Below are 22,362 nucleotides of genomic sequence, written 5' to 3'. Positions count from 1 at the left end.
GGCTTCTTAGCTCGCCTTGCGGATATGGAAGAAGAGGGCGCCATCCGCATCGCCCTGGTGCTCGATGGCGTCGCCGGTCTCGCGCGCCAGATTGGGCAGGTCGATCGCGGCCATCGGGTCCGTGCAATGGACGACGAGCAGGCTCCCCGGGCGCGCGGTGCCGAGGGCCTTGCGTACGCGCAGCACCGGCAGCGGGCATTTCAGGCCGCGCAGATCGAGCGGAATGCTGTCCATGGTCTTTGCCCGCCGGGCCATTGTCCTGACGCGCTACATAGGAGGCTGCTCGGGCGCGGGCAACCGGCGCCATGCCGCAGGGCGCTTGACCCGCTCCGGCGCGGCGACGATGAAGGGGCGATGTGGCGAAGGAGTGCCGGGTCGTGAGGCGATCGGGAGAGCGGAGCAGGCGGGGTGCGCCATGGCGCATCTGAGCGGAAGCCCGGCGGAACCGAGCCTTATCTCCCTCGGCGAGGCGGGCGAGCGCGCTGCCGCGCTTGTCGCTCCGATCGCCGGTGTGCTCGAGCTGCCGCTCGCGAGCGCCGACGGGCACGTGCTGGCCGAGAGCGTCGTCGCTCCGCGCGATCTGCCGCCCTTCGCCAATTCCGCCGTGGACGGCTATGCCATCCGCTTCGCCGATCTCACACCGGGGCGGCAGACCAGGCTGCCCCTGCTCGGCCGCAGCGCGGCGGGAGAGGCGCCGCCGGCCGCGCTGGGGCGCGGTGCCTGGCGCATCTTCACCGGAGCTCCGGTCCCGGCCGGCGCCGATACCGTCGTGATGCAGGAGGACGTCCGGATCGAGGGCGGGGCCGTCATCCTGCCGGCTGAGATCGAGCCGGGAGCCAATCTGCGTCTGGCCGGGGAGGATGTGGCGCGCGGCCAGGTTGTCCTGCCGGCCGGGCGGCGCCTGCGTCCCCAGGATCTGGGCCTGCTGGCGGCGCTCGGCCTGGCGCGTATTGGCGTGCGCCCGCGCCCGCGCGTCGCCCTGTTCTCGACCGGCGACGAGCTGGCCGAGCCCGGCGAGGCGCTCGGCCCGGCCGCGATCTACGACACCAACCGGGCGATGCTGCGTGCCCTGTTCGAGAGGGCGGGCGCCGAGGTCGCCGATCTCGGCATCCTGCGCGACGAGGCCGAAGGCCTGGAGAAGCGCCTGCGTGAGGCCGCCGGCGCCTGCGATCTCGTCGTCACCTCCGGCGGTGTCTCGGTCGGGGAGGCGGACCATGTCCGGGCGGCTGTCGAGGCCGGCGGTGCGCTCGACCTCTGGCGGGTCGCGATCAAGCCGGGCAAGCCGATCGCCGTCGGCCGCGTCGCTGGGACGCCCTTCGTTGGCCTGCCGGGCAACCCCGTCGCCGTCTTCATCGGCTTCGCCTTCATCGCCCGGCGCCTGCTGGCGCGGCTCGCCGGCGCGGTCTACGAGCCGCCCGTCGCGCTGCCCGTGACGCTGGGCTTTGCCCATCGCAAGAAGGCCGGCCGGTGCGAGTTCCTGCGCGTGTCGCTGGAGCGGGCGGCCGACGGAACGGTTCTGGCCCGCAAGCACCGGGGCGAGGGCGCGGGCTCGCTCGCCTCGCTCGCCCAGTCGGACGGGCTGGTCGTGCTCGCGGAGGCCATCGAGCAGGTGGAGGAGGGGGATAGCGCACCCTTCCTTTCCCATGCCGATCTGCTCGGCTAGCGCCCGTTCCACCGCTGGGCGCGAATAGACCGGGTTCGGCCCTAGTCGCGCCGGAAGATCACGCTTGCTCCCCAGCCCAGGAACAGCGCCAGCAGGACGGTCGCCAGGCCGTAGAGCAGTGCCCAGTCATAGGCGCCGGAGGCCAGCCGCTGCTCGATTCCGGTTTTGATCACCTCGAAATTGGTCTGCTGCCGGGCCAGTGGCACGCCGCCGGAATAGAGCACGATGTCGACGGTGTAGGAGCCAGTCGGCGCCGTGGCAGGAATCTCGACCGGCGCGCTGAACAGGGCGTTGGACAGGAAGGTGACGCCCCGCTCCGCATAGCCGTACAGGTCCTTGGCCTGCATGATCCTGACCAGGCTTTCGCGGAAGCGGCGCGAGCTGGGGTCGAGATCGACCCAGCTTCCGGAGGGCCGCTCGGCATTGGCGAGGCCGATGCGGTCGCGCTGGGCCGTCTCCAGGCTCATCATCTCGCTGATCGGCCGGTTGCTGGCGACGAGCAGGAACACCGGGTTGTCGGGGAAGCGCCGCTGCGTCCGGTTGATCCAGATCGGGCCGAGCCGCTCCTTCTCGCGGACCAGCAGCATGCGCCGCGGCCCGCGGACCGTGATGATGATGTCGTAGGGATCGCCGCGCGCGACCGTGCGCCCGTCGCGCTCGACCAGGCCGAATACGGTAAGCTGGCTGCCGGTGTAGTTCGAGGTGATCTGGATCTGATGACTCGACATCGCCGCGATCAGCGCTTCGGCGCGGGCGCCGGCCGGGCAGAGCCCGGCGGCCAGCAGGGCGAGGAGGACGAGGAGCCGCTTCATCGTGCGCTCTCCGGCACGACCACCGAGAACGGCTCGTTCGGCGGGATGAACAGCTCGATCGCGAAGCGCAGGCCGACCGAGAGGATCAGCAGCGCCAGCAGCAGGCGGAAGGATTCGACATTGAGGTTGCGGGCGGCCCGGCCGCCGAATTGGGCGCCGATCACGCCGCCGAGCAGCAGCAGGACGGCCAGCACGATGTCGACCGACTGGTTCGTGACGGCGTGAAGCACCGTCGCGCCGGTCATCGTCACCAGGATCTGGAAGAGCGAGGTACCGACCACGACGGCCGGCGGGATCCGGAAGAAATAGATCAGGCCGGGCACCAGGATGAAGCCGCCGCCGACGCCGAGCACCGCGCCGATGAAGCCGATGACGATGGCGAGCAGCGCGATCGGCAGGACGCTGCAATAGAGGCCGGAGCGATAGAAGCGCTGCCGGAACGGCAGGCCCATCCACCAGGGATGCATGCCGCCACGCCGCTTCAGCCGTGCCGGCTTGCCGGCGCGGACGCGCAGCATCGCGCGCAGCGCGTCGTAGAGCATCAGCCCGCCGATGATCGAGAACAGCGTGACATAGGACAGGGTGATGACGAGCTCGAGCTGGCCGAGCCGCCGCATGGCGTTGAAGAACAGCACGCCGAGCACGGTGCCGACGATGCCGCCGGTGACCAGCACGCCGCCGAGCTTGAGGTCGAGCGCCTTGCGGCGCAGATAGGTGAGCACGCCGGTCATCGAGGAGCCGGCGACCTGCGCGGCCACCGTGGCGACGGCCACCGCCGGCGGAATGTCGAGGAAGATCAGCAGCGGTGTCAGCAGGAAGCCCCCGCCGACGCCGAACAGCCCCGAGATGAAGCCCACGGCCCCGCTCAGCCCGAGCACCGTCAGCACGCTGATCGGAAGCTCGGCGATCGGCAGATAGATCTGCACTCTTACCCCTCGCAGGCCGGCGCATGAGCTGTCGCTTGCGCCGATTTGTCCCAGGCTAGGCTGCCCGGGTTAAAGCAAGCTGTTGAAATGGAAGACGGGCCGTCACCGGCCCGTCCGTAAGAAACTATCGTTCTCCTTGCCGCGTCAACACGTCGAAAGCATGACGGGTGCGCGGCTCGGCTCAGCTCCGCGCCGGCTTCGCCGGCTTGGCGGCGGCTGCCGTCGGTCCCGCGTCCCAGCCCTTGGCGGGGGCTGCGACCTCGTTCGCCCCGGTGTCGAGCGTCTTCGGCTTCCAGCTCGCGGCCTGGGTCCGGACGCTGGTCAGCTCCTCGGGCTTCAGGCGTTGCGCCACCTCGTCGCGCTTGCGCGCCGCGTCGGTGTCGCCCTGGTCGGCCGCGACGGAGAACCAGAGATAGGATTTGGCGAGGTCGGTCGGCGCACCCAGGCCCCGCCCGAGCAGGACGGCGAGGTTGAACTGGCTGTCGCGCACGCCGAGCTCGGCGGCACGCCGGAACCACTCGGTCGCGGTGGCGTAGTCCGGCTTGCCGTTGACGCCCTCGGCATGCAGCACGGCGAGGTTGTGCATCGCCTTGGCGTTGCCGCGCTCGGCGGCGCGCTGGTACCAGATGCGCGCGAGCGAGAGATCGCGCTGAGTGCCGATGCCCTTCTCGAACATGTTGCCGACGCGGAACTGCGCGGGCGCGAGCCCGGCCACGGCGGCGCGCTCGAACAGGCGCAGGGCGAGCTTGGCGTCGCGCTGGGCGGCCGGGCCGTCAGCCGCGCGGCTCGCCAGCTCGTAGACCGCGCGGGCATCGCCGTCGAGCGCCGCCTTGCGCAGCCCGGCGCTGCCGAAGCCGGCCGGGAGATCGCCGATGCCGGTGACGGGCTGGACCGGCTCCGGAGTGGCCGATGCCGGCGCTTCCGCCGCTACGGGTGCAGCCGGCGCCATCGCCGTCTGCTCGGGAGCGGCGGGGGGCGGCGTCGGCTCCGCTACGGGAGCCTGCGGCGCCGGCGTCAGCGCCGATGACTGGTCCTTGGCGGGGACCTGCGCCGGCTCGGCCGGCGCCTCCGGCTGGGGCGCCGGCGGTGCGACCAGGTTGCGGCTCTCGCTGCTGGCGGTCTTGGCGCCGTCGCCGCGCAGGGCGCCGGTCACCAGATGGGCAGTGCCCATGGCCAGGATCAGGGCGGCGAGGCCGAGCAGGAGCGGCCGCTTGCGCTTCTCCAGGATGTCCTTGAGCCGGCTGCCGCCCTTGGCCGGCGCTTCCGTCGCGGTCGTCGGTGCCGCCGCTGCTTCGCTGGCGGCCTTGGCCGAGCGCCTGGCCGCGGCGATCAGGCTCTGGCGCACCGATTGCGCGTCCTGTCCGGCGGAGGTGGTCTCCGTGCGCGGCCGGCCGGAGCCGGGCTCCAGCGGCAGGTCGAAGGCAGCCGAGGGTAGCGGCGCGGGCGCCTCAGTGCGGCCGGCCTCGCCGAGCGGGGCAGCGAAACGGTCCTGCGCGGCAGCGCTCACCGGCGCACCGCCGTCGCGGGCCGTGGCCGCCAGGACGGTCCGGGCCGGCTTCTCCTCGACGCGGGCTGCAGGAGCCGGGCGCGAGGGGGCGTTCCGGCGCTCGCCCTGCAACTCGGCCTCGAGGCCGGAAAGCCGAGCCATGATCGCTTCCAGCGAGAGATGGACGGCGCCAAGCGCATCCTGCGTCTGGCGTTCGGACGAGACATGGGTGTCGCGCAGCCCGGTCATCAGGCTCGACAGCTCGGCGATGCTCTTGCCCGGGGTGGAGGTGCTGGCCGCCTGGACGAGCGCGGCGCGCTCGGCCGCCGTCTCCTCGCGCATCGAGCGCAGATGGACGACGAGGTCCTGCAGCGTGCGTTCGATGCCGTGTTCGGCCGAGCGCGTCGCCGCCGCCTCGTCGAGGCGGGCGGCGATGCCGGAGATCTGCTGCTCCAGCGCCTCGAAGGATTCCGAGCTCGCTCCGGGCGCGCCGGCCTCGTCGATCTTGTCGGCGAGGCGGCCCAGCATGTGCTCGATCGGGCCGAGGTCGAGCCCGTTTTCGCCGGCGCCGACCATGCGAGTCAGCTGGCTCGAGGCGGAGAGGCTCTCGATGCGGCCCGCCAGCGCCTCGATCTGGCGCGTGACGGCCGACGGACCCTGTTCGGCGAGGATCTCGATCCGCTGCTGCAGGGCGTCGATCCGCTCCTCGAGATGATGGCTGGGGCGCTGGGTCGCGATGTCGTCGAACTTGTAGGACAACGCCTCGATCTGGGATGCGAGGGCGGCGAGGGGCCCCGCCTCGAAGTCACGGCCGCGGCCCGAGAGCACGGCGCCGCGAATGTCCTCGATCGCGGCGGCGAGATGGCCGAGTTCACGCGTGTCGGGCTGGGCTTCGCGCAGGCGCCCGACCTCGAAGCCGAGCGAGGCGACCTGCTGGGCGAGCTCGTCGAGCCTGCGGTCCTGGCCGCCGGCGGCGATGATCTCGCGCAGCTCCGCGATGTCGCGCAGCACCGGCGTGAGATTCGCGGCCTCGCCTCCGCGCGTGGTGAGCGCCTCGACCTTGGCGGCGAGATGCGCGATCTCCAGCTGGAAGCGCTGATAGCCGTCGCCGGCGCGATCCTGGGAAAGCCGCGATACCTCGGCCTCGATTCGCGCCAGCGGCTTGAGCAACGGCTCGAAGCTGTCGCGCCGGTCGAAGCGGTCGAGACGGTCGGCCAGATCGGCGATCCGGTTTTCGAGATTGCCGACCTCTGCCTGGCGGAACGGGGCGGCAGGGCGCTGTCCCTGCGCCGGGCGCCGGCCTTCGGAGGCGAGCCGTGAGCCGAGCTCGCGCAGATCCTCGCGCAGCGCCGAGAGGCGCTCGGGCCCGACGGCCGGGCGCGATGCGGGCGTCTCGTCGCTGTCGAGCACCCGCTGGCGCGTACGGATATCGGTGACGGCGGCCGCCAGCCCTTCGCGGTTGAAGGCGAGGCGCGCGGTCGGCTCGGCACGGCTGTGACTGGTTTCCTGGCTGCGGCGCTCGATCTCGGCGATCCGCTCGCCCATGGTCTTGATCGCTTCGGCGATCACGCCGGTCGCGCGCTCCTGCCGCTCGGCGGCGCCACGCTCGCTCGACGACAGACGATCCTCGGTCTTCTCGATCCAGCGGGCGATCGAGTCCAGCGCGCCGGCGGTGCGGCTGCTCGCTTCGCGGGTCATGCGCTCCATGGCGGCGGCCTGGTTGACGAAGCTTTCCAGCTCGGCGCGCGAGGGCCCGGGCGCGAAGCTGCGCGGCGCGGTCTCCGTCTGCCCCTGCGAGAGCCGGGCGAGCCGTTCGGAAAGGCCGGCGATGTCGAGCTGCTCGGGCCTGGCGGGGGCCGCTTCGGGGGCCTCGCCTTCGTCGCGGATCTTGTGGTCGAGCCATGCGCCGAGCGTCATGCCGGCACGCCGGGCCGCTGCCTTCGCCGCATCGCGCGTCCGGGGATCGACGCCCTTGACGCTCCAGGGCAAGCTGTTGGCCATGTTCTCGCTCGCCTACGGGGCCCTACCTTCACGGCGGGCGCAGCCCCCTGATGCCGCTGCCCTCCGCGCGAACCTTGGCAAGTCGTGAAAATAGCGTTGAGGCAGCCACGACGCCGATGCGCGCCTCCGACATTTGGCCGGCATGGTAAACAGCGAGTTAAGAATCGGGCCGGCGACCGTTAATTTTTCCCGAATGACGCATGGGAAGGCGGGTGGGGAGGGGGGCGTAACGGTAACTTACCCTGGCAAAAGGTCACATTACCTGACGCAACGAGAGCAGGTATCCTATTTCGAGTTTATCGATCGACGCCGGCAGAGGATCGGCGATTCGAATTCCCATTCGACGTTCTCGAAGGATACAAGCCTCCATGTCACGCCACAGCCTCGCTATGGTTGCTTCGACTCAGGAAGCGCGCACAGCCGCCTCGCCGGCCGAAACCGAAGCCGACGGCGAATTTTCCATCAGCGATCTCGCCCGCGACTTCGGAGTGACGCTCCGCACGCTCCGCTTCTACGAATCGCGCGGCCTGCTTGCCCCGGCACGCTCCGGCATGACGCGGATCTATTCCGCCCGTGACCGCGCCCGCCTCGCGCTGATCCTGAAGGGCAAGCAGCTCGGCTTCACCCTGGTCGAGATCCGCGCCATGCTTGCCAACGAAGAGGCAAAGAGCGCTTCCGGCGCCAAGGCCACCTCGGTGGGCGGGCTCCAGCTCAGCCGCGACCAGATCGTCGAGCAGCTCGATCTGCTCCGCAGCCAGCGCGCCGAGATCGAGAGCGCGATCGCTGAGCTCGAAGCCTCGCTGGCGCGTATGCCCAAGGCCTGAGGCCGGACGGCCGCTACGGCTTTTAAAACCCCGGCTTCGCCGGGGTTTTTTGTTGCGCCCCGCCGAGTGATCGTCAGCCTCGCGACAAAGTCCTGCGCTATGGTTGCAAGTCCGACTAGATTGTTTATATATGAACTATCTAGTGGCGGCCACGTGACTGAGCGGCTGCCCGACGAGGAGAGGGAGGACCACGATGCCGGTCTACAAGGCGCCCGTCGACGATACGCTTTTCCTGCTCAACGACGTTTTCAACATCGAGCGCTACAACAACCTGCCGGGCTTCGCCGATGCGAGCGCGGACGTGATCGAGGCCGTGCTCGGCGAGGGCGCCAGGCTCTGCGAGGAGGTTCTCCAGCCGCTCAACCATTCCGGTGACCAGGAGGGTTGCACCCGCAACGCCGATGGCAGCGTGACCACGCCGAAGGGCTTCAAGGAGGCCTATGAGGCCTATGCCGGCGGTGGCTGGATCGGTCTCGCCATGGACCCGGAATATGGCGGCCAGGGCCTGCCCTATACGCTCGGCGCCGTGATGAACGAATACGCTTCCGCCGCGAACATGGCCTTCGCCATGTATCCCGGCCTGACCATGGGCGCGCTCGCCGCGCTCTATGTCCACGGCTCGGACGAGCAGAAGCGAGCCTATCTGCCGAAGATGATCGAGGGCAAATGGTCGGGCACGATGAACCTGACCGAGCCGCATTGCGGCACCGATCTCGGCCTGCTCAAGACCAAGGCCGTGCCGAATGGCGACGGCTCCTACGCCATCACCGGCACGAAGATCTTCATTTCGGCCGGCGAGCAGGACATCACCGAGAACATCATTCACCTCGTGCTTGCCCGCATCGAGGGGGCGCCGGCCGGCACCAAGGGCATCTCGCTCTTCGTCGTGCCGCGCAACAAGATCGGCGGGGATGGCTCGGTCGGAGAGAACAACCACGTCTCCTGCGGCTCGATCGAGCACAAGATGGGCATCCACGGCAACGCCACCTGCGTCATGAACTATGACGGCGCGCAGGGCTGGCTCGTCGGCGCCGAGAACAAGGGCCTCAACGCCATGTTCGTGATGATGAACGAGGCCCGCCTCGGCGTCGCGATCCAGGGGCTCGCCCAGTCCGAGGTCGCCTATCAGAACGCGGTCGTCTACGCCAAGGAGCGCCTGCAGGGCCGCGCGCTGACCGGCCCGAAGAACGCAGCCGGCCCGGCCGATCCGATCATCGTCCATCCCGATGTCCGCCGCACGCTGATGTCGATCAAGGCGTTCAACGAGGCGGCCCGCGCTTTCGTGCTCTGGAACGCGCTGCAATCCGACATCGCCCATCGCTCCGGCGATGCGGCCGAGCGCCAGGCGGCCGACGACCAGCTCGGCCTGATGACGCCGGTGCTCAAGGGCGTGCTCACCGATATCGGCTTCGACAACGCCGTGAAGGCCCAGCAGATGTTCGGCGGCCACGGCTACATCGCTGAGACCGGCGTCGAGCAGTTCGTGCGTGATGCCCGCATCGCCATGATCTACGAGGGCGCCAACGGCGTGCAGGCGATGGACCTCGTCGGCCGCAAGCTTGGCCGCGACGGCGGCCGCGCCATCATGGCCTTCTTCAACGAGGTCGGCGGCTTCATGAAGGAGAACGCCGAGAACGAGGCGCTGAAGCCTCTGCTCGGGCCCCTCCAGGTCTCTTTGGGCCACCTGCAGCAGGCGGCGATGTGGTTCATGAACAACGCGCTCGCCAAGCCCGACAATGCGGGCGCCGGCGCGAGCGACTTCATGCACCTGCTCGGCCTGGTCTCGCTCGGCTACATGTGGGCGAAGATGGCCAAGGCCGCGCAGGAGAAGCTCAAGGCCGGCGCCGACGGCGCGACCGAGCGGATGAACGCCAAGCTGGTGACGGCGCGCTTCTTCATGGAGCGCACCCTGCCGGAGACCGCCGCCCACCTCGCGCGGATCACGGCGGGCGCCGACACGACCATGGCGCTGGCGCCTGAGCAGTTCTGACCAACCTGCTCAGCCCTCATCCTGAGGAGCCGCGGAACGCGGCGTCTCGAAGGATGATCCAGTTTGCGAAGGAAGCACCTTCTGGAGCATCCTTCGAGACGCGCTTCCGATGGAAGCGCTCCTCAGGATGAGGGCTGAGTTTCCAGACAAGACGGCCGCTTGCTGCGGCACGCCCGGGAGGCCCCCATGGCAGACGCATTCATCTACGATCACGTCCGCACGCCGCGCGGCAAGGGCAAGGCGGACGGCTCGCTCCACGAAGTCACGGCGATCGAGCTCGGCACCCAGGCACTCCGCGCCATCAAGGACCGCAGCAACCTCGACCCGCTCCTCGTCGAGGACGTGGTCATGGGCTGCGTCGATCCGGTCGGCGAGGCCGCCGCCGACATCGCCCGCACCGTCGCGCTCAAGGCCGGCTATGGCAAGGAAGTGCCGGGCGTGCAGATCAACCGCTTCTGCGCCTCGGGCCTGGATGCGGTGAACCTCGCCGCGGCGCAGGTCATGTCCGGCCAGAAGGAGATGGCGATCGGCGGCGGCGTCGAATCCATGTCGCGCGTCGGCATGGGCGCCTCCGGCTTCGGCATCGCGGTCGATCCCAGCGTCGCGATCGATACCTATTTCATGCCGCAGGGCGTCTCGGCCGATCTGATCGCGACGAAATACGGCTTCTCGCGTGACGACGTCGACGCCTTCGCCGTGCGCTCGCACCAGCGGGCCGCTCAGGCCTGGAAGGAGGGTCGCTTCAAGAACTCGGTGATCCCGGTCACCGATGTCAACGGCCTCACCATCCTCGACCATGACGAGACCATTCGACCCGACGCCAACATGCAGGCGCTGGCGGCGCTGAAGCCTTCCTTCGTCCAGATGGGCGAGATGGGTGGCTTCGATGCGGTCGCGACCGCCGCACATCCCGATGTCGAGTTCATCAACCACGTCCATCACGCCGGTAATTCCTCCGGCATCGTCGACGGTGCCGCTGCCGTGCTCGTCGGCTCGAAGCGGGCCGGCAAGGCTGCGGGCCTGAAGCCCCGCGCCCGCATCAAGGCCTTCGCCACGCTCGGTTCGGATCTCGCGCTGATGCTGACCGGCCCGATCGACGTCACCGAGCGCGTCCTGAAGAAGGCGGGCATGACCACCAGGGACATCGACCTTTTCGAGCTGAACGAGGCGTTTTCCTCGGTCGTGCTGCGCTACCAGCAGGCGCTCGACATCGATGACGCCATCCTCAACGTCAATGGCGGCGCCATCGCCATGGGCCATCCGCTCGGCGCGACCGGCGCGATGGTGCTCGGCACCGTGCTCGACGAGCTGGAGCGTCAGGACAAGCAGACCGCGCTGGTGACGCTCTGTGTCGCCGTCGGCATGGGCGTCGCCACCATCATCGAGCGCGTCTGAGCGGAAGGGCAGGGAGAGAGATCATGAACCTCACCAATTTCCGCTTCGAGACCGACGCCGACGGCATTGCGGTGGCGACCTGGGACATGCCCGGCCGCTCGATGAACGTCATCACCCCCGAGGTGATGGAAGAGCTGAACCGGATCGTCGACAAGGTCGCCGCTGACGAGGCGATCAAGGGTTGCGTCGTCACCTCCGGCAAGGAGAGCTTCTCCGGCGGCGCCGACCTCACCATGCTCCAGGGCCTGCGCGATCTCTATGTGAAGCTTGCCAAGGAAAAGGGCGAGCAGGTCGCGCTGCAGAGCTTCTTCGACGAGAGCCGCAAGCTCAGCCAACTCTACCGCAAGCTCGAGACCTGCGGAAAACCCTTCGCCGCTGCGATCCACGGCGTCTGCCTCGGCGGTGCCTTCGAACTCTCGCTCGCCTGCCAGTATCGCGTCGTCTCCGACGATGCTTCGACCCGCGTCGGCCTGCCCGAGATCAAGGTCGGGCTCTTCCCCGGCGCCGGCGGCACCCAGCGCGTGGCGCGGCTGATGCAGACCGGCGACGCGCTCCAGATGATGTTCAAGGGCGAGCAGATGAAGTCGCTGCCGGCACGCAATTCCGGCCTCGTCCATGCCGTCCTGCCGCGCGCCGATATCGTCCAGAACGCCAAGGACTGGCTCAAGGCCAATCCGCAGGCGACGCAGCCCTGGGACCAGAAGGGCTTCAAGCTGCCCTCCAACAAGGTGCATTCGCCGGCCGGCATGCAGATCTGGCCGCCGGCCAACGCGATCTATCGCCGCGAGACCAACGACAACTATCCGGCCGCCCGCGCCATCCTCTCGGCCGTCTATGAGGGGCTGCAGCTGCCGATCGACCTCGCGCTCAAGGTCGAGAGCCGCTACTTCGCCAAGATTCTGCGGACGAAGGAGGCGGCTTCGATGATCCGCTCGCTCTTCGTCTCGATGCAGGAGCTGAACAAGGGCGCCCGCCGCCCGGCCGATGTGCCGCCGTCCAAACTCAAGAAGGTCGGCGTCGTCGGCGCGGGCTTCATGGGCGCCGGCATCGCCTATGTCACCGCGCTGGCCGGCCTCGACGTCGTGCTGGTCGACAAGGACGTCGAGGCTGCCGAGAAGGGCAAGGCCTATTCGCACAAGCTGGTCTCCGACCAGATCATGAAGGGCCGTGCCAAGACCGCGGACCGCGACGCGCTGCTCAGCCGGATCAAGGCTTCCGCCGACTATGCCGATCTCAAGGGCTGCGACCTGATCGTCGAGGCCGTGTTCGAGGACCCGAAGGTCAAGGCCGAGGTCATCGCCAAGGTCGAGGCTGTGGTCGGCCCGCGGACCATCTTCGGCTCCAACACCTCGACGCTGCCGATCACCGGCCTCGCCGCCCATTCCGAGCGGCCGAAGAACTTCATCGGCATCCATTTCTTCTCGCCGGTCGAGAAAATGCTGCTGGTCGAGGTCATCATGGCCAAGAAGACCGGCAAGAAGGCGCTCGCCATGGCGCTGGACTATGTCCGCGCCATCAAGAAGACGCCGATCGTCGTCAACGACACCCGCGGCTTCTACGCCAATCGCTGCGTCGGCAACTATATCCGCGAAGGCCATCTGATGCTGATGGAGGGCGTGCCGCCGGCGATGATCGAGGCCGCCGGCAAGCAGGCCGGCATGCCGGTCGGCCCGCTCTCGCTCAATGACGAGGTCGCGGTCGACCTCGCCTACAAGGTGCTGAAGGCCACGAAAGCCCAGCTCGGCGAGAGCGCTGTCGATCCGGCGCAGGAGAAGCTGCTCGCCGACATGGTCGAGAAGCATGGCCGGCTCGGCCGCAAAAACAGGAAGGGCTTCTACGACTATCCGGAAGTTGGGCCGAAGCGGCTCTGGCCGGGTCTCGCCGATCTCGTCGGCAAGCAGCTTAATCCCGACAGCGTCGACATGGAGGAGCTGAAGCACCGCCTGCTGGTGACGCAGGCACTCGAAGCTGCGCGCACCTATGAGGAGGGCGTGGTCACCGATCCGCGCGAGGCCGATGTCGGCTCGATCATCGGCTTCGGCTTCGCGCCGTTCTCGGGCGGCACGCTCTCCTATATCGACAATATGGGCGCGGCCGTCTTCGTGAAGCTCTGCGAGAAGCTGGCCAAGGCCCATGGCGAGCGCTTCAAGCCGAACCGGCTGCTGAAGCGCATGGCCAAGACCGGCGAGAGCTTCTACGGCACGGCGGAGAAGAAGGCGGCCTGAGCAAGACGCTCCGGTGCTCATTTCGGTTTGTCTGGAGCCCTCATCCCGAGGAGCCGCGTCAGCGGCGTCTCGAAGGAGGCACCAGATGTCTCCGAAGCCTCCTGAAACATCCTTCGAGACGCCATTCCCTCGGGGATGGCTCCTCAGGATGAGGACCGAGGAGATGGCCCGCGGGCGCTCAGTTCGCCAGCCGTCTGCGCAGCAGCGCCACGAGCCAGTCCGCAAAGACCTGCAGCCGGCGCGACAGGTGCCGGCGGTGGGGATAGAGCAGCGTCATCGGCATCGGCGCTGCCCGGTGCCGGGGCATCACCTCGACGAGTTCGCCGGCGGCGAGATGCTCGGCCACGTCATAGGCCGGGATCTGGATCAGCCCGAGCCCGGCGAGGCAGCAGGCGATATAGGCCTCCGCGCTGTTCGCCGTGACGCGCCCGGGCAGGGCGCGCAATTGCAGCATGTCATTCTCCAGCCATTCCCAGGGCTCGATCCGCCCCGTCGTCGGCGAGGCGTAGTTGACGGCCAAATGCCCGTCGAGTTCGCCGGGATGCGTGGGGGTGCCGTGCGCCGCGAGATAGCCGGGGCTTGCGACATTGATCAGCGGCAGCTCGCCGACCGGGCGGGCGATCAGCCCCGAATCGCTCAGGGGCCCGACGCGCAGCACGCAATCGATCCCGTCCTCGATCAGGTTCGCCGCCTTGTCAGTCACGCTGAGATCGATCTCGATTTCGGGGTAGCGGGTGAAGAAATCCGGCAGTGCCGGCGCGACGATCAGTCGGCCGATCCGCCCCGGCACGTCGATCCTGAGCCGGCCGGCGGGGCTCGCGGCGCTGTGGCGGAACAACGCCTCGGTTTCCTCGACATCGGCGACGAGCCGGGCGCAATGCTCGTAGAAGGCCGTGCCGTCCGGCGTCGCCGAGACGCGCCGCGTCGTGCGGTGCAGGAGGCGCGCCCCGATCCGCTGCTCGAGCGCTGCGACCGCTGCCGAGACGGAGGAGCGGGGCAACCCGAGTGCCTTGGCCGCTTGGGTGAAGCTCTCGCATTCGACAACGCGGGCATAGATGCGGAAGAGGTCGATACGGTCCAAATCCGCGCTCCAGATTATTCGTGATAGCTGACCAGTGATGTCCTGGATGGAGGCTTTATAACGGATTTTATGACGATATCTTGCGGCGATCGATGATGAACGCGCAGGAGCATGCGATGGCCGATCACGGCATCAAGGGAAAGACGGTTCTGATCGCCGGCGGTGCCAAGAATCTCGGCGGCCTGTTGGCGAAGGACCTGGCAGCGCAGGGCGCCAAGGCCGTCGCCATCCACTACAACAGCGCCGCGACCAAGGCGGAGGCCGAGCAGACGGTCGCCGCGGTCAAGGCCGCCGGCGCGCAAGCTTATGCCTTCCAGGCCGACCTGACCTCGGCGGCTGCGATGGAGAAGCTCTTCGCCGATGCGAAGGCGGCAATGGGCGCGATCGACATTGCCGTGAACACGGTTGGCAAGGTGCTGAAGAAGCCGATGGTGGAGATCAGCGAGGCCGAGTTCGACGAAATGAGCGCGGTCAACTCGAAGACGGCGTTCTTCTTCCTCAAGGAAGCCGGCAAGCATGTCAGCGACAATGGCAAGGTCTGCACGCTGGTGACTTCGCTGCTCGGGGCCTTCACGCCGTTCTATGCGAGCTATGCCGGCACCAAGGCGCCGGTCGAGCATTATACCCGCGCTGCCTCCAAGGAATTCGGTGCCCGCGGCATCTCGGTCACCGCGATCGGGCCGGGCCCGATGGACACGCCGTTCTTCTATCCAGCGGAAGGCGCCGACGCGGTCGCCTATCACAAGACGGCGGCGGCGCTCTCGCCCTTCTCGAAGACGGGTCTGACCGACATCCAGGACATCGTCCCCTGGGTTCGCTTCCTCGTCACGGATGGCTGGTGGATGACTGGCCAGACCATTCTGGTGAATGGTGGCTACACGACGAAGTGAGTGGCAGTTGCCGAGGCCATGTGGAAACAGGGCGCCATCTTGGCGCCCCGTTTCGCTGCGGCCGGGACCATCCGCGCTTTCGCAAGGGCATGGCATGCCCTTGGAAGTTCGGTAGCAGGAACAGCACAAGGGAAGACCGAGCCAGCGCATGCCTATACGCCCGATCCTGAGCTTTCCCGATCCGCGCCTGCGCCTGCCCGCGGCGCCCGTCACGCGCTTCGATGCCGATCTGCGCGAGCTTGCCGGCGATCTGCTCGACACGATGCGGGCCGCGCCCGGCATCGGCATCACGGCGCCGCATGTCGGCGTCCCCTCGCGCCTGGTCGTGCTGGAGCTGACGCCTGGGGAGGTCAGGACCTATGTCAACCCCGTGCTGGACAACGTGTCGCGCGAGACCATCCGCCATATCGAGGGCAGCGTCTCGATGCCGGGCGTGACCGACGAGCTGGAGCGCCATGCCCATGTCCGGGTGCGCTATCACGATCTCGACGGGGCGGAGCGGATCGAGGAGGCGGAAGGCCTGCTCGCCGTCTGCCATCAGCACGAGATCGACCAGCTCGACGGCACCTTCTGGATCGACCGCCTGTCGCGCCTCAAGCGCGACAGGGTGATCGCCCGCTACAACAAGCTGCGGCGGGCCTGAGCGGGCTCACTGCTTGACGAGCGGGCACTCGCCCTCGCTGAGCGGGCGGAAGGCCTGGTCGCCCGGAATGGTGCGGATCAGCTTGAGGTAGTCCCAGGGATATTTCGACTCCTCGGGCTTCTTCACCTCCAGCACATAGAGATCGTGCACCATGCGGCCATCCTCGCGGATGACGCCGTTCTTGGCGAAGAAGTCGTTGACCGGGGTCGCCTTCATCTGGGCCGCGACCTTGTCCGTCTCCGCGCTGCCGACGGCCTGAACGGCCTTCAGATAATGCGTGATCGCGGAGTAGGTGCCGGCCTGGCCCATGGTCGGCATCGCCTTGTGGCGCTCGAAGAAGCGCTTCGACCAGGCGCGGGTTTCGTTGTTCAGATCCCAGTAGAACGCCTGCGTCAGGATCAGCCCCTGCGCGTCCTTGAGGCCGATAGCGTGGATGTCGGTGATGTGGAGATAGAGGCCGGCGAGCTTGACGCCGGACTGCGGCAGGCCGAACTCGGTCGCCTGCTTGATGGTGGTGATCTGGTCCGCGCCCGAGCTGGCGATGCCGATCATCCTGGCGCCGGAGCTCTGCGCCTGCAGCAGGTAGGACGAGAAATCAGCGGTTCCCTGCGGGTGCTTGACGCTGCCGACGATCTTGCCGCCCGCCTTCTTCACGGCCTCCGAAGTGTCGCGCTCCAGCGCATGGCCGAAGGCGTAATCCGCGGTGATGAAGTACCACGGCCCCTCCTTGGCGAGGGGCAGGCCGGTGCCGACCGCCAGCGCATAAGTGTCGTAGGTCCAGTGGATGCCGGTCGGGGCGCAGAACTTGCCGGTGAAGTCGGAGGAGCCGCCGGTCGAGGCCAGGACAAGCTTGTTCTTGCGGCGGCCGATTTCCTGGATGCCGAGCAGGACCGAGGAGGTCGGGATGTCGGCGATCACATCGACACCGTCCTCGTCGATCCAGCGATTGACCAGCGCCGAGCCGATATCCGGCTTGTTCTGGTGGTCGCCGGCCAGGATCTCGATCTTGCGGCCGAGCACCGAGCCGCCGAAATCCTCGACCGCCATCTGCGCCGCGATCACCGAGCCGGGGCCGGCCATGTCGGCATAGATGCCGGCCATGTCGTTGAGCACGCCGATCCGCAGCGGCTTGGTGGACTGGGCGAGGGTCGGGCCGAGCAGGGCTGGGACGAGCAGGGCGCCGAGACCGGCGGCGAGGAGGCGAAGCGACATGGCGATCCGAAAAGCTGCGAAAGTGCGCAGGCTGTACGGGGCTGTCGTCGGCTGGGTCAAGGATACGTTCTGAATAAAGAACCAAAACCCGAAAGGGAGCAGCGTTTCAGCCGCTTCCTTCTGCTGAATGCCCAAAAAGAGGAAGGAATTTCTCTGTTCAGGAAACAAAAAATTCCGGGAAAGCGCGAAGCTCTCCCGGAATGATGGGTTTTGTCCGCTAAGGCGAACGCACGGTCTTAGTTCGCGACCGCCCGGATCGTCCGCCGCAGCTTGCCGATCAGCTCCTCGACCTGGGACTCGCTGATGATCAGCGGCGGCGAGAAGGCGATGGTGTCGGCGGCGGTACGGATCATCAGCCCTTCCTCGTGGAAGGCGCGCTCGATGAACTCGTAGCCGCGCTTGCCGGCGCCTTCCGCGCGCGGGGCAAGGTCGACGGCGCCGACCAGGCCGAGCGTGCGGATGTCGACGACGTTCGGCTCGTCCTTCAGGCTCATCACCGCATCGGCCCAGGCGCCTTCCATCGCGCGCGCCCGCTCGAACAGCCCTTCCTCGCGATAGATGTCGAGCGAGGCGAGCGCTGCCGCAGCCGCCAGCGGATGGCCCGAATAGGTATAGCCGTGGAACAGCTCGATGACGTTGTCCGGGCCGCCCATGAAGGCGTCGTAGATATGCTTGCGCACGATCACGCCGCCCATCGGCACGGTGCCCGAGGTCACGCCCTTGGCGAAGGTGATCATGTCGGGGACGACGCCGTAGCGCTCGGCGGCGAAGGCGAAGCCCAGCCGTCCGAAGCCCGTGATGACCTCGTCGAAGATCAGCAGGATGCCGTGCTTGTCGCAGATCTCGCGCAGGCGCTTGAGATAGCCTTTCGGCGGCGGCAGCGCGCCGGTCGAGCCCGCCATCGGCTCGACGATCACGGCGGCGATGGTCGAGGCGTCGTGCAGCGCGACGATGCGCTCGAGGTCATCGGCGAAATGCGCGCCGTAGTCCGGCTCGCCCTTGCTGAAGGCCTGCTTCTCGCGGTCATAGGTATGAGCGAGATGGTCGACGCCGGTGAGCAGCGAGCCGAAGAACTTGCGGTTGTTCGACATGCCGCCGACCGAGATGCCGCCGAAGCCGACGCCGTGATAGCCGCGCTCGCGGCCGATCAGGCGGGTCTTGGCGGCCTTGCCGGAGACGTTCCAGTAGGCGAGGGCGATCTTCAGTGCCGAGTCGGCGGCTTCCGAGCCAGAGCCGGCGAAGAAGACATGGTCGAGATCGCCGGGCGCCAGCGCCGCGATCCGCGCTGCTGCAGCGAAGACCTTCGGGTGGCCGTACTGGAAGGACGGCGCGTAGTCGAGGTCGCGCGCCTGCGCCTGGATCGCCTGGATGATCGGCTCGCGGGCATGGCCGGCATTGCAGCACCACAGGCCGGCCGTGCCGTCCATCACCGGCTTGTTGTCCGGGGTGTAGTAGAACATCCCCTCGGCTCGGGAGACCATGCGGGGATTCTTCTTGAACGACCGGTTGGCCGTGAACGGCATCCAGTAGGCTTCGAGATCGTTCGGCGTGGCGATGGCGGAGGATGCGGAATTCATCGGCGGCCCCTGTGGATTAACCTTCGTTGAACCTAGCAGCGGAAACCGGTCTGTAAATCGCCATCATGGCACGGCATGCCTGCAGCCGGCTGATGGCGGGTCACCTGTGATGGCAAGTGACGCTACGTCGCCGATGACGTAATCTCCCCGGTGGGGCACACACTGAATGGACCCCGATGGCAGAAGGCGACGATGAGGTCGGACGGCCGGACGAGCGCGCTGCCGCGAGCATTCGCGCGGAGCTCGACCGTGTTCTCGCTTCCGATGCCTTCCGCGCCGCGCCGCAGCTCTCCGCCTTCCTGAGCTTCGTCGTCGAGCGCACGGTCGAGGGCCGGGCAGCCGAACTCAAGGGCTATACCATCGCCGTTGAGGCGCTCGGCCGGCCGGCGGATTTCAATCCGCAGATCGATCCGATCGTGCGCGTCGAGGCCGGCCGGCTGCGCCGCGCCCTGACCCAGTATTATGCCAATGAGGGACAGGCGGACCCGCTCCAGCTGTCGATGCCGGTCGGCGGCTATGTGCCGGTCTTCACCTTCGTCGACGGGGATGAGGAGGGCAGGTCGGCGCCGGCCTGGACCAGCACGCCCGCGCCCTCTGCGCCGGCGGTTCGCCCCGCTCCGGCACCCCCCGCCGATCGCCGCGCCGCGCTTCGATGGGTCGTCGCATCCCTGGCAGCGCTGGCGCTCGGCCTGCTCGCGCTGTCCTGGTGGCTTCTGGCGCCTGCCGGATCGCCGATGGAGCTGGCGTCGGAGGAGACGGTCTCGCTGCCGCCCTCCGCCGCGCCGCCGCCCGCCGTCAACACGCTCCAGCTCACCCGGGTCGCGATCGCAATCCCGGTTCTGCCGGCCGATCCGAAGCGGGCGGATCTGCTGCGCCGTTTCTCCGAACTCCTCGTCGATGCCATGGCCCGGTTCGACGACCTCGTGACGATCAAGGCTCCCGCGCCCGGATCGCCTCCGGCCGACGACGTCGATTACGTCTTCGAGATGAGCATCCAGACGGTCGATGGCGGTGCCGAGGGGCTCGGCCGCCTGCGTTCCGTCCGCGACGATCGCATCGTCTGGACGACCTCGTCCGGGCGCCCCTCGATCGAGATGTTGCAGGAGGCGCAGCTCTCCGAGATGGCGCGGCGGCTCGCGACCCGGCTGACGGAGCCGTTCGGCATCATCCATGCCGATGCCCGCCAGTCGTCGTCCTCGCCGGCGGCGCGCTGCATCCTCAAGACCTTCGATGCGCGTCGGACCATGCTGCCGGAGGATTTCGTGGCCGCTCGCAGCTGCCTCGGCCAACTGGTCGAGCAAGATCCGGGGTTCTACCCCGCCTGGGCTCATCTCGCGATCCTGTCTCTCGGCGAGCACAGTTCCGGTATCGAGAAGCTTGGCGCGCAGGCAACGGAGGCCGGAGGAAAGCCCCCGCTCGATCGTGCCTTGGCAGCGGCCATGACCGCGACTCGTCTCGCGCCCTCCGGCGCGCGCGCCTATCAGGCGATGATGAAGGTCCTGCTCCTGCGCGGAGCATCCGAGGAGGCGCTGCAGAAGGGGCGGCAGGCGCTGGCGCGCAATCCCTACGATCCGGAGATCATGTCGGAACTGGGATCGCTCTATGTCCGCATCGGCCGGGCGGAGGACGGGCTGCCGCTGCTCGAGCGCGCGATCGCACTGAGCGTCGGCCGTCCGGCGCGCTATGATTTCTACGCCTTTCTCGGGGCCTACCTGACCGGCGCAAAGGTCCCCGAAACCTATCTCGCGGCTCTCGCGACCGATACCAGCCCCTTCGGGCTGCTGGCACAGGCCCTTGCCGCCATCTCGGAGGGCGATCGCGCGCGAGAGATGGCTGCCGTCGCGACGCTCGCCGAAAAGGCGCCACTCTTCGGCACCGATCCGCGCGCCTACCTCGCCCGCAAGGGCTTCGCGCCCGCGGTTGCCGACAGGCTGCTGGCGGCGCTCGCCATCGAGCGGCGCTAGAGCTCGACGGGAGCGGCGCGGCCGGGCCGGTCTGTTGCTGGCCTGCGACGGAGGGGATGCCGTCGCAGCCGCTCGCTTAACGCTGTGCGGAGGGGTACTCTGCGACGCAGCGTTGTGATTCGTATCCCCCGTTTTCCGATCAACCTTCCGAGCGCGAACGCCGCCGTGGCACCTGTGCGCCTGAAAGCCCTGCCTCCTCTCGCCGGCGCGGTCAGCGGCCTGTCGGCCGGTGCCGTGGTGGCGATTCTGCTGCCGGGCGCTCTCGGCACGGCGATCGGCCTGCTGGCCTCCGGCGCAGGCCTGGTCGCGACGATGCGCGCCTTCGAGCGGCGCGCGCTCGCCCGCCACGAGCAGGCATTGGCCGGCCTCGGCGAGGTGAAAGTCCGGCTCGCGACCGGAGCGATCCGGCTCGACGCGCTGTCGCAGCGGGTCGAGCAGATGCCGATGCGCGATGTCGATGCCGCGCCGGCCCGTGCCGCGATCCACGAGCTGACGGCCGAAGTCGGGCTGCTCGGCGACCTCATCCATCAGGTCGCGATGACGCTCGCCGACCACGAAACCGTCCTGGCGCGCCTGCCGGAGCCGGCCGCTGCCGCGCCGGTCGTGGCGACCGCGGTGCCCGAGGTGGTTCTCGATCCGGAGGCCATCCGCCGGGCCCGTGCGGAGCAACTCGCCGCCGAGCGCGCCGCGGCCGCAAAGCGCGCGCAGGAAGAGGCGGAGGCAGAGCGCGCTGCGCTGATCAGCACCGCCTTGAGCGAGGGGCGCCTGGAGGTGCATCTGCAGCCGGTCGTCTCGCTGCCGCAGCGCCGCACGCGCGGCTATGAAGCGCTGGCGCGGCTGCGGCTCGACGAGAACACGCTGCTTCTGCCCCATGAATTCATGGAGACGGTCGAGGCGCGTGGCTTCGGGCCGACGCTCGACGCGCTCGTCCTGACGCGGGCGCTCGCGATCGCACGGCATCTCGGCTCGAAGGAAGGCGACATCTTCGTCTCCTGCAATTTCAGCGCTGCCACCTGGGGCTCATCGCGGGCGCTGGCGGCGCTGACCCGCATCCTCGACAAGTACCGCGACCACGCCGCCCATCTCGTCATCGAGATGCCGCAGGCGGTCTTCCGGGCGCTCGACCCGACCAGCCTCGGCCTGCTCGGCGCGATGTCGGCCAATGGCGTCCGCTTCGCGCTCGATCACCTCACCGATCTGCGTTTCGATGCGCGCGCGCTGTTCGATCGTGGCGTGCGCTACATCAAGGCGCCGGCCGTGCTGCTCCAGGCCCATGCCGAGGGTCGGGTTCCGAGCGATATCGCGGCAGGCGATCTGGTGGCGATGCTGACGCGCGTCTCGATCGTCCTCGTGGCCGAGGGCGTCGAGGACAATCCGCTGGCCGCCGACATGATCGAGCTCGGCGTCACCATGGGGCAGGGGCAGGCTTTCTCGCCGCCGCGCCCGGTCAAGCCCGAGGTCTTCGCCGAGCCGGAGCCCGCGCGCCCTGTCGCCGAGGTGCCTGCGCGACCTGCAGAGGAACCACGCCCGGCCCGCGAGGTCGTCTCCTCCCTTGCGGCCCATGCCGCTGCCGTCCGGGCGGCGCAGCCGGCTCCGGCCGAGCGGCCCGAGCGCCTGCCGTTCCGGGCCGTCCTGCGGCGCGCCAGCGCCTGACGCGGCCCTCTCCGCCGCGA

16 protein-coding genes are annotated in these 22,362 nt (G+C 68.5%); 9 read left to right on the top strand and 7 right to left on the bottom strand.

Features of this window, described 5'->3' with window-relative positions:
- Positions 1-6 precede the first annotated feature (6 nt).
- Positions 7-234 (bottom strand): sulfurtransferase TusA family protein, encoded by a 228-nt coding sequence (locus tag B5Y19_RS08945; RefSeq protein ID WP_055730889.1) that lies wholly within the window; start codon positions 232-234, stop codon positions 7-9.
- A 181-nt stretch (positions 235-415) separates the two neighbouring features.
- Here B5Y19_RS08945 and B5Y19_RS08940 point away from each other — a divergent pair, with 181 nt between their 5' ends.
- A complete protein-coding gene (locus tag B5Y19_RS08940; protein ID WP_079591360.1) occupies positions 416-1,663 on the top strand; it encodes a molybdopterin molybdotransferase MoeA in 1,248 nt (415 codons plus the stop codon).
- Between the two features lie 41 nt (positions 1,664-1,704).
- Here B5Y19_RS08940 and B5Y19_RS08935 read toward each other — a convergent pair whose 3' ends face one another.
- The 3 genes from B5Y19_RS08935 to B5Y19_RS08925 form a co-directional block, all read right to left on the bottom strand.
- A complete protein-coding gene (locus B5Y19_RS08935; protein ID WP_055730891.1) occupies positions 1,705-2,475 on the bottom strand; it encodes a TIGR02186 family protein in 771 nt (256 codons plus the stop codon).
- Positions 2,472-3,401, bottom strand: coding sequence for a sulfite exporter TauE/SafE family protein (locus B5Y19_RS08930; protein ID WP_055730892.1), 930 nt, complete (start codon positions 3,399-3,401; stop codon positions 2,472-2,474). The genes B5Y19_RS08935 and B5Y19_RS08930 overlap by 4 nt, the downstream gene beginning before the upstream one ends.
- A gap of 181 nt (positions 3,402-3,582) precedes the next feature.
- A complete protein-coding gene (locus B5Y19_RS08925) occupies positions 3,583-6,888 on the bottom strand; it encodes an SEL1-like repeat protein (protein WP_079591359.1) in 3,306 nt (1,101 codons plus the stop codon).
- 368 nt (positions 6,889-7,256) lie between these two features.
- On the opposite strand from B5Y19_RS08925, the gene B5Y19_RS08920 reads away from it, so the two are divergent.
- From B5Y19_RS08920 to B5Y19_RS08905, 4 genes are all read left to right on the top strand, one after another.
- Positions 7,257-7,712, top strand: a complete 456-nt coding sequence (locus B5Y19_RS08920; RefSeq protein WP_244555538.1) for a MerR family transcriptional regulator — start codon at positions 7,257-7,259, stop codon at positions 7,710-7,712.
- A 193-nt stretch (positions 7,713-7,905) separates the two neighbouring features.
- Complete coding sequence (locus B5Y19_RS08915) at positions 7,906-9,702, top strand: acyl-CoA dehydrogenase C-terminal domain-containing protein (protein ID WP_055727644.1); 1,797 nt, start codon at positions 7,906-7,908, stop codon at positions 9,700-9,702.
- 186 nt (positions 9,703-9,888) lie between these two features.
- The gene (locus tag B5Y19_RS08910) at positions 9,889-11,097 is read left to right on the top strand and encodes an acetyl-CoA C-acetyltransferase (RefSeq protein WP_055727645.1); all 1,209 of its coding nucleotides are present in this window, start codon (positions 9,889-9,891) and stop codon (positions 11,095-11,097) included.
- Positions 11,098-11,120: 23 nt separating this feature from the next.
- Complete coding sequence (locus tag B5Y19_RS08905) at positions 11,121-13,322, top strand: 3-hydroxyacyl-CoA dehydrogenase NAD-binding domain-containing protein (protein ID WP_055727646.1); 2,202 nt, start codon at positions 11,121-11,123, stop codon at positions 13,320-13,322.
- Between the two features lie 178 nt (positions 13,323-13,500).
- Here the strand turns inward: B5Y19_RS08905 and B5Y19_RS08900 are convergent, their stop codons facing one another.
- Entirely contained in the window at positions 13,501-14,403 is a 903-nt protein-coding gene (locus B5Y19_RS08900) for a LysR family transcriptional regulator (protein ID WP_055727647.1), read from the bottom strand.
- Between the two features lie 116 nt (positions 14,404-14,519).
- Here B5Y19_RS08900 and B5Y19_RS08895 point away from each other — a divergent pair, with 116 nt between their 5' ends.
- Both B5Y19_RS08895 and B5Y19_RS08890 read left to right on the top strand, forming a co-directional pair.
- Positions 14,520-15,293 (top strand): SDR family oxidoreductase, encoded by a 774-nt coding sequence (locus tag B5Y19_RS08895; RefSeq protein WP_079591433.1) that lies wholly within the window; start codon positions 14,520-14,522, stop codon positions 15,291-15,293.
- Positions 15,294-15,441: 148 nt separating this feature from the next.
- Positions 15,442-15,936, top strand: a complete 495-nt coding sequence (locus B5Y19_RS08890; protein WP_055727648.1) for a peptide deformylase — start codon at positions 15,442-15,444, stop codon at positions 15,934-15,936.
- Between the two features lie 6 nt (positions 15,937-15,942).
- Here B5Y19_RS08890 and B5Y19_RS08885 read toward each other — a convergent pair whose 3' ends face one another.
- Positions 15,943-17,148 (bottom strand): ABC transporter substrate-binding protein, encoded by a 1,206-nt coding sequence (locus B5Y19_RS08885; protein ID WP_079591358.1) that lies wholly within the window; start codon positions 17,146-17,148, stop codon positions 15,943-15,945.
- 236 nt (positions 17,149-17,384) lie between these two features.
- Positions 17,385-18,725 carry an omega-aminotransferase AptA gene (gene aptA / locus B5Y19_RS08880; protein ID WP_055727650.1) on the bottom strand — a complete coding sequence of 447 codons (1,341 nt, stop codon included), beginning with the start codon at positions 18,723-18,725 and terminating at the stop codon, positions 17,385-17,387.
- Positions 18,726-18,901: 176 nt separating this feature from the next.
- Here aptA and B5Y19_RS08875 point away from each other — a divergent pair, with 176 nt between their 5' ends.
- Both B5Y19_RS08875 and B5Y19_RS08870 read left to right on the top strand, forming a co-directional pair.
- Positions 18,902-20,689 carry a tetratricopeptide repeat protein gene (locus B5Y19_RS08875; RefSeq protein WP_079591357.1) on the top strand — a complete coding sequence of 596 codons (1,788 nt, stop codon included), beginning with the start codon at positions 18,902-18,904 and terminating at the stop codon, positions 20,687-20,689.
- A 165-nt stretch (positions 20,690-20,854) separates the two neighbouring features.
- Positions 20,855-22,342, top strand: a complete 1,488-nt coding sequence (locus B5Y19_RS08870) for an EAL domain-containing protein (protein WP_139384320.1) — start codon at positions 20,855-20,857, stop codon at positions 22,340-22,342.
- Positions 22,343-22,362 lie beyond the last annotated feature (20 nt).

Origin of the sequence: Allobosea thiooxidans (assembly GCF_900168195.1) — a bacterium.
Lineage (GTDB): Bacteria > Pseudomonadota > Alphaproteobacteria > Rhizobiales > Beijerinckiaceae > Allobosea > Allobosea thiooxidans.
This window is presented reverse-complemented; position numbering and strand designations above follow the sequence as displayed.

Excerpts from the sequence above, each read along its gene's own strand:
- B5Y19_RS08945 (WP_055730889.1), bottom strand. The coding sequence starts at position 234 with ATGGACAGCATTCCGCTCGATCTGCGCGGCCTGAAATGCCCGCTGCCG.
- B5Y19_RS08940 (WP_079591360.1), top strand. The coding sequence starts at position 416 with ATGGCGCATCTGAGCGGAAGCCCGGCGGAACCGAGCCTTATCTCCCTC.
- B5Y19_RS08935 (WP_055730891.1), bottom strand. The coding sequence starts at position 2,475 with ATGAAGCGGCTCCTCGTCCTCCTCGCCCTGCTGGCCGCCGGGCTCTGC.
- B5Y19_RS08925 (WP_079591359.1), bottom strand. The coding sequence starts at position 6,888 with ATGGCCAACAGCTTGCCCTGGAGCGTCAAGGGCGTCGATCCCCGGACG.
- B5Y19_RS08920 (WP_244555538.1), top strand. The coding sequence starts at position 7,257 with ATGTCACGCCACAGCCTCGCTATGGTTGCTTCGACTCAGGAAGCGCGC.
- B5Y19_RS08915 (WP_055727644.1), top strand. The coding sequence starts at position 7,906 with ATGCCGGTCTACAAGGCGCCCGTCGACGATACGCTTTTCCTGCTCAAC.
- B5Y19_RS08910 (WP_055727645.1), top strand. The coding sequence starts at position 9,889 with ATGGCAGACGCATTCATCTACGATCACGTCCGCACGCCGCGCGGCAAG.
- B5Y19_RS08905 (WP_055727646.1), top strand. The coding sequence starts at position 11,121 with ATGAACCTCACCAATTTCCGCTTCGAGACCGACGCCGACGGCATTGCG.
- B5Y19_RS08895 (WP_079591433.1), top strand. The coding sequence starts at position 14,520 with ATGGCCGATCACGGCATCAAGGGAAAGACGGTTCTGATCGCCGGCGGT.
- B5Y19_RS08890 (WP_055727648.1), top strand. The coding sequence starts at position 15,442 with ATGCCTATACGCCCGATCCTGAGCTTTCCCGATCCGCGCCTGCGCCTG.
- B5Y19_RS08885 (WP_079591358.1), bottom strand. The coding sequence starts at position 17,148 with ATGTCGCTTCGCCTCCTCGCCGCCGGTCTCGGCGCCCTGCTCGTCCCA.
- aptA (WP_055727650.1), bottom strand. The coding sequence starts at position 18,725 with ATGAATTCCGCATCCTCCGCCATCGCCACGCCGAACGATCTCGAAGCC.
- B5Y19_RS08875 (WP_079591357.1), top strand. The coding sequence starts at position 18,902 with ATGGCAGAAGGCGACGATGAGGTCGGACGGCCGGACGAGCGCGCTGCC.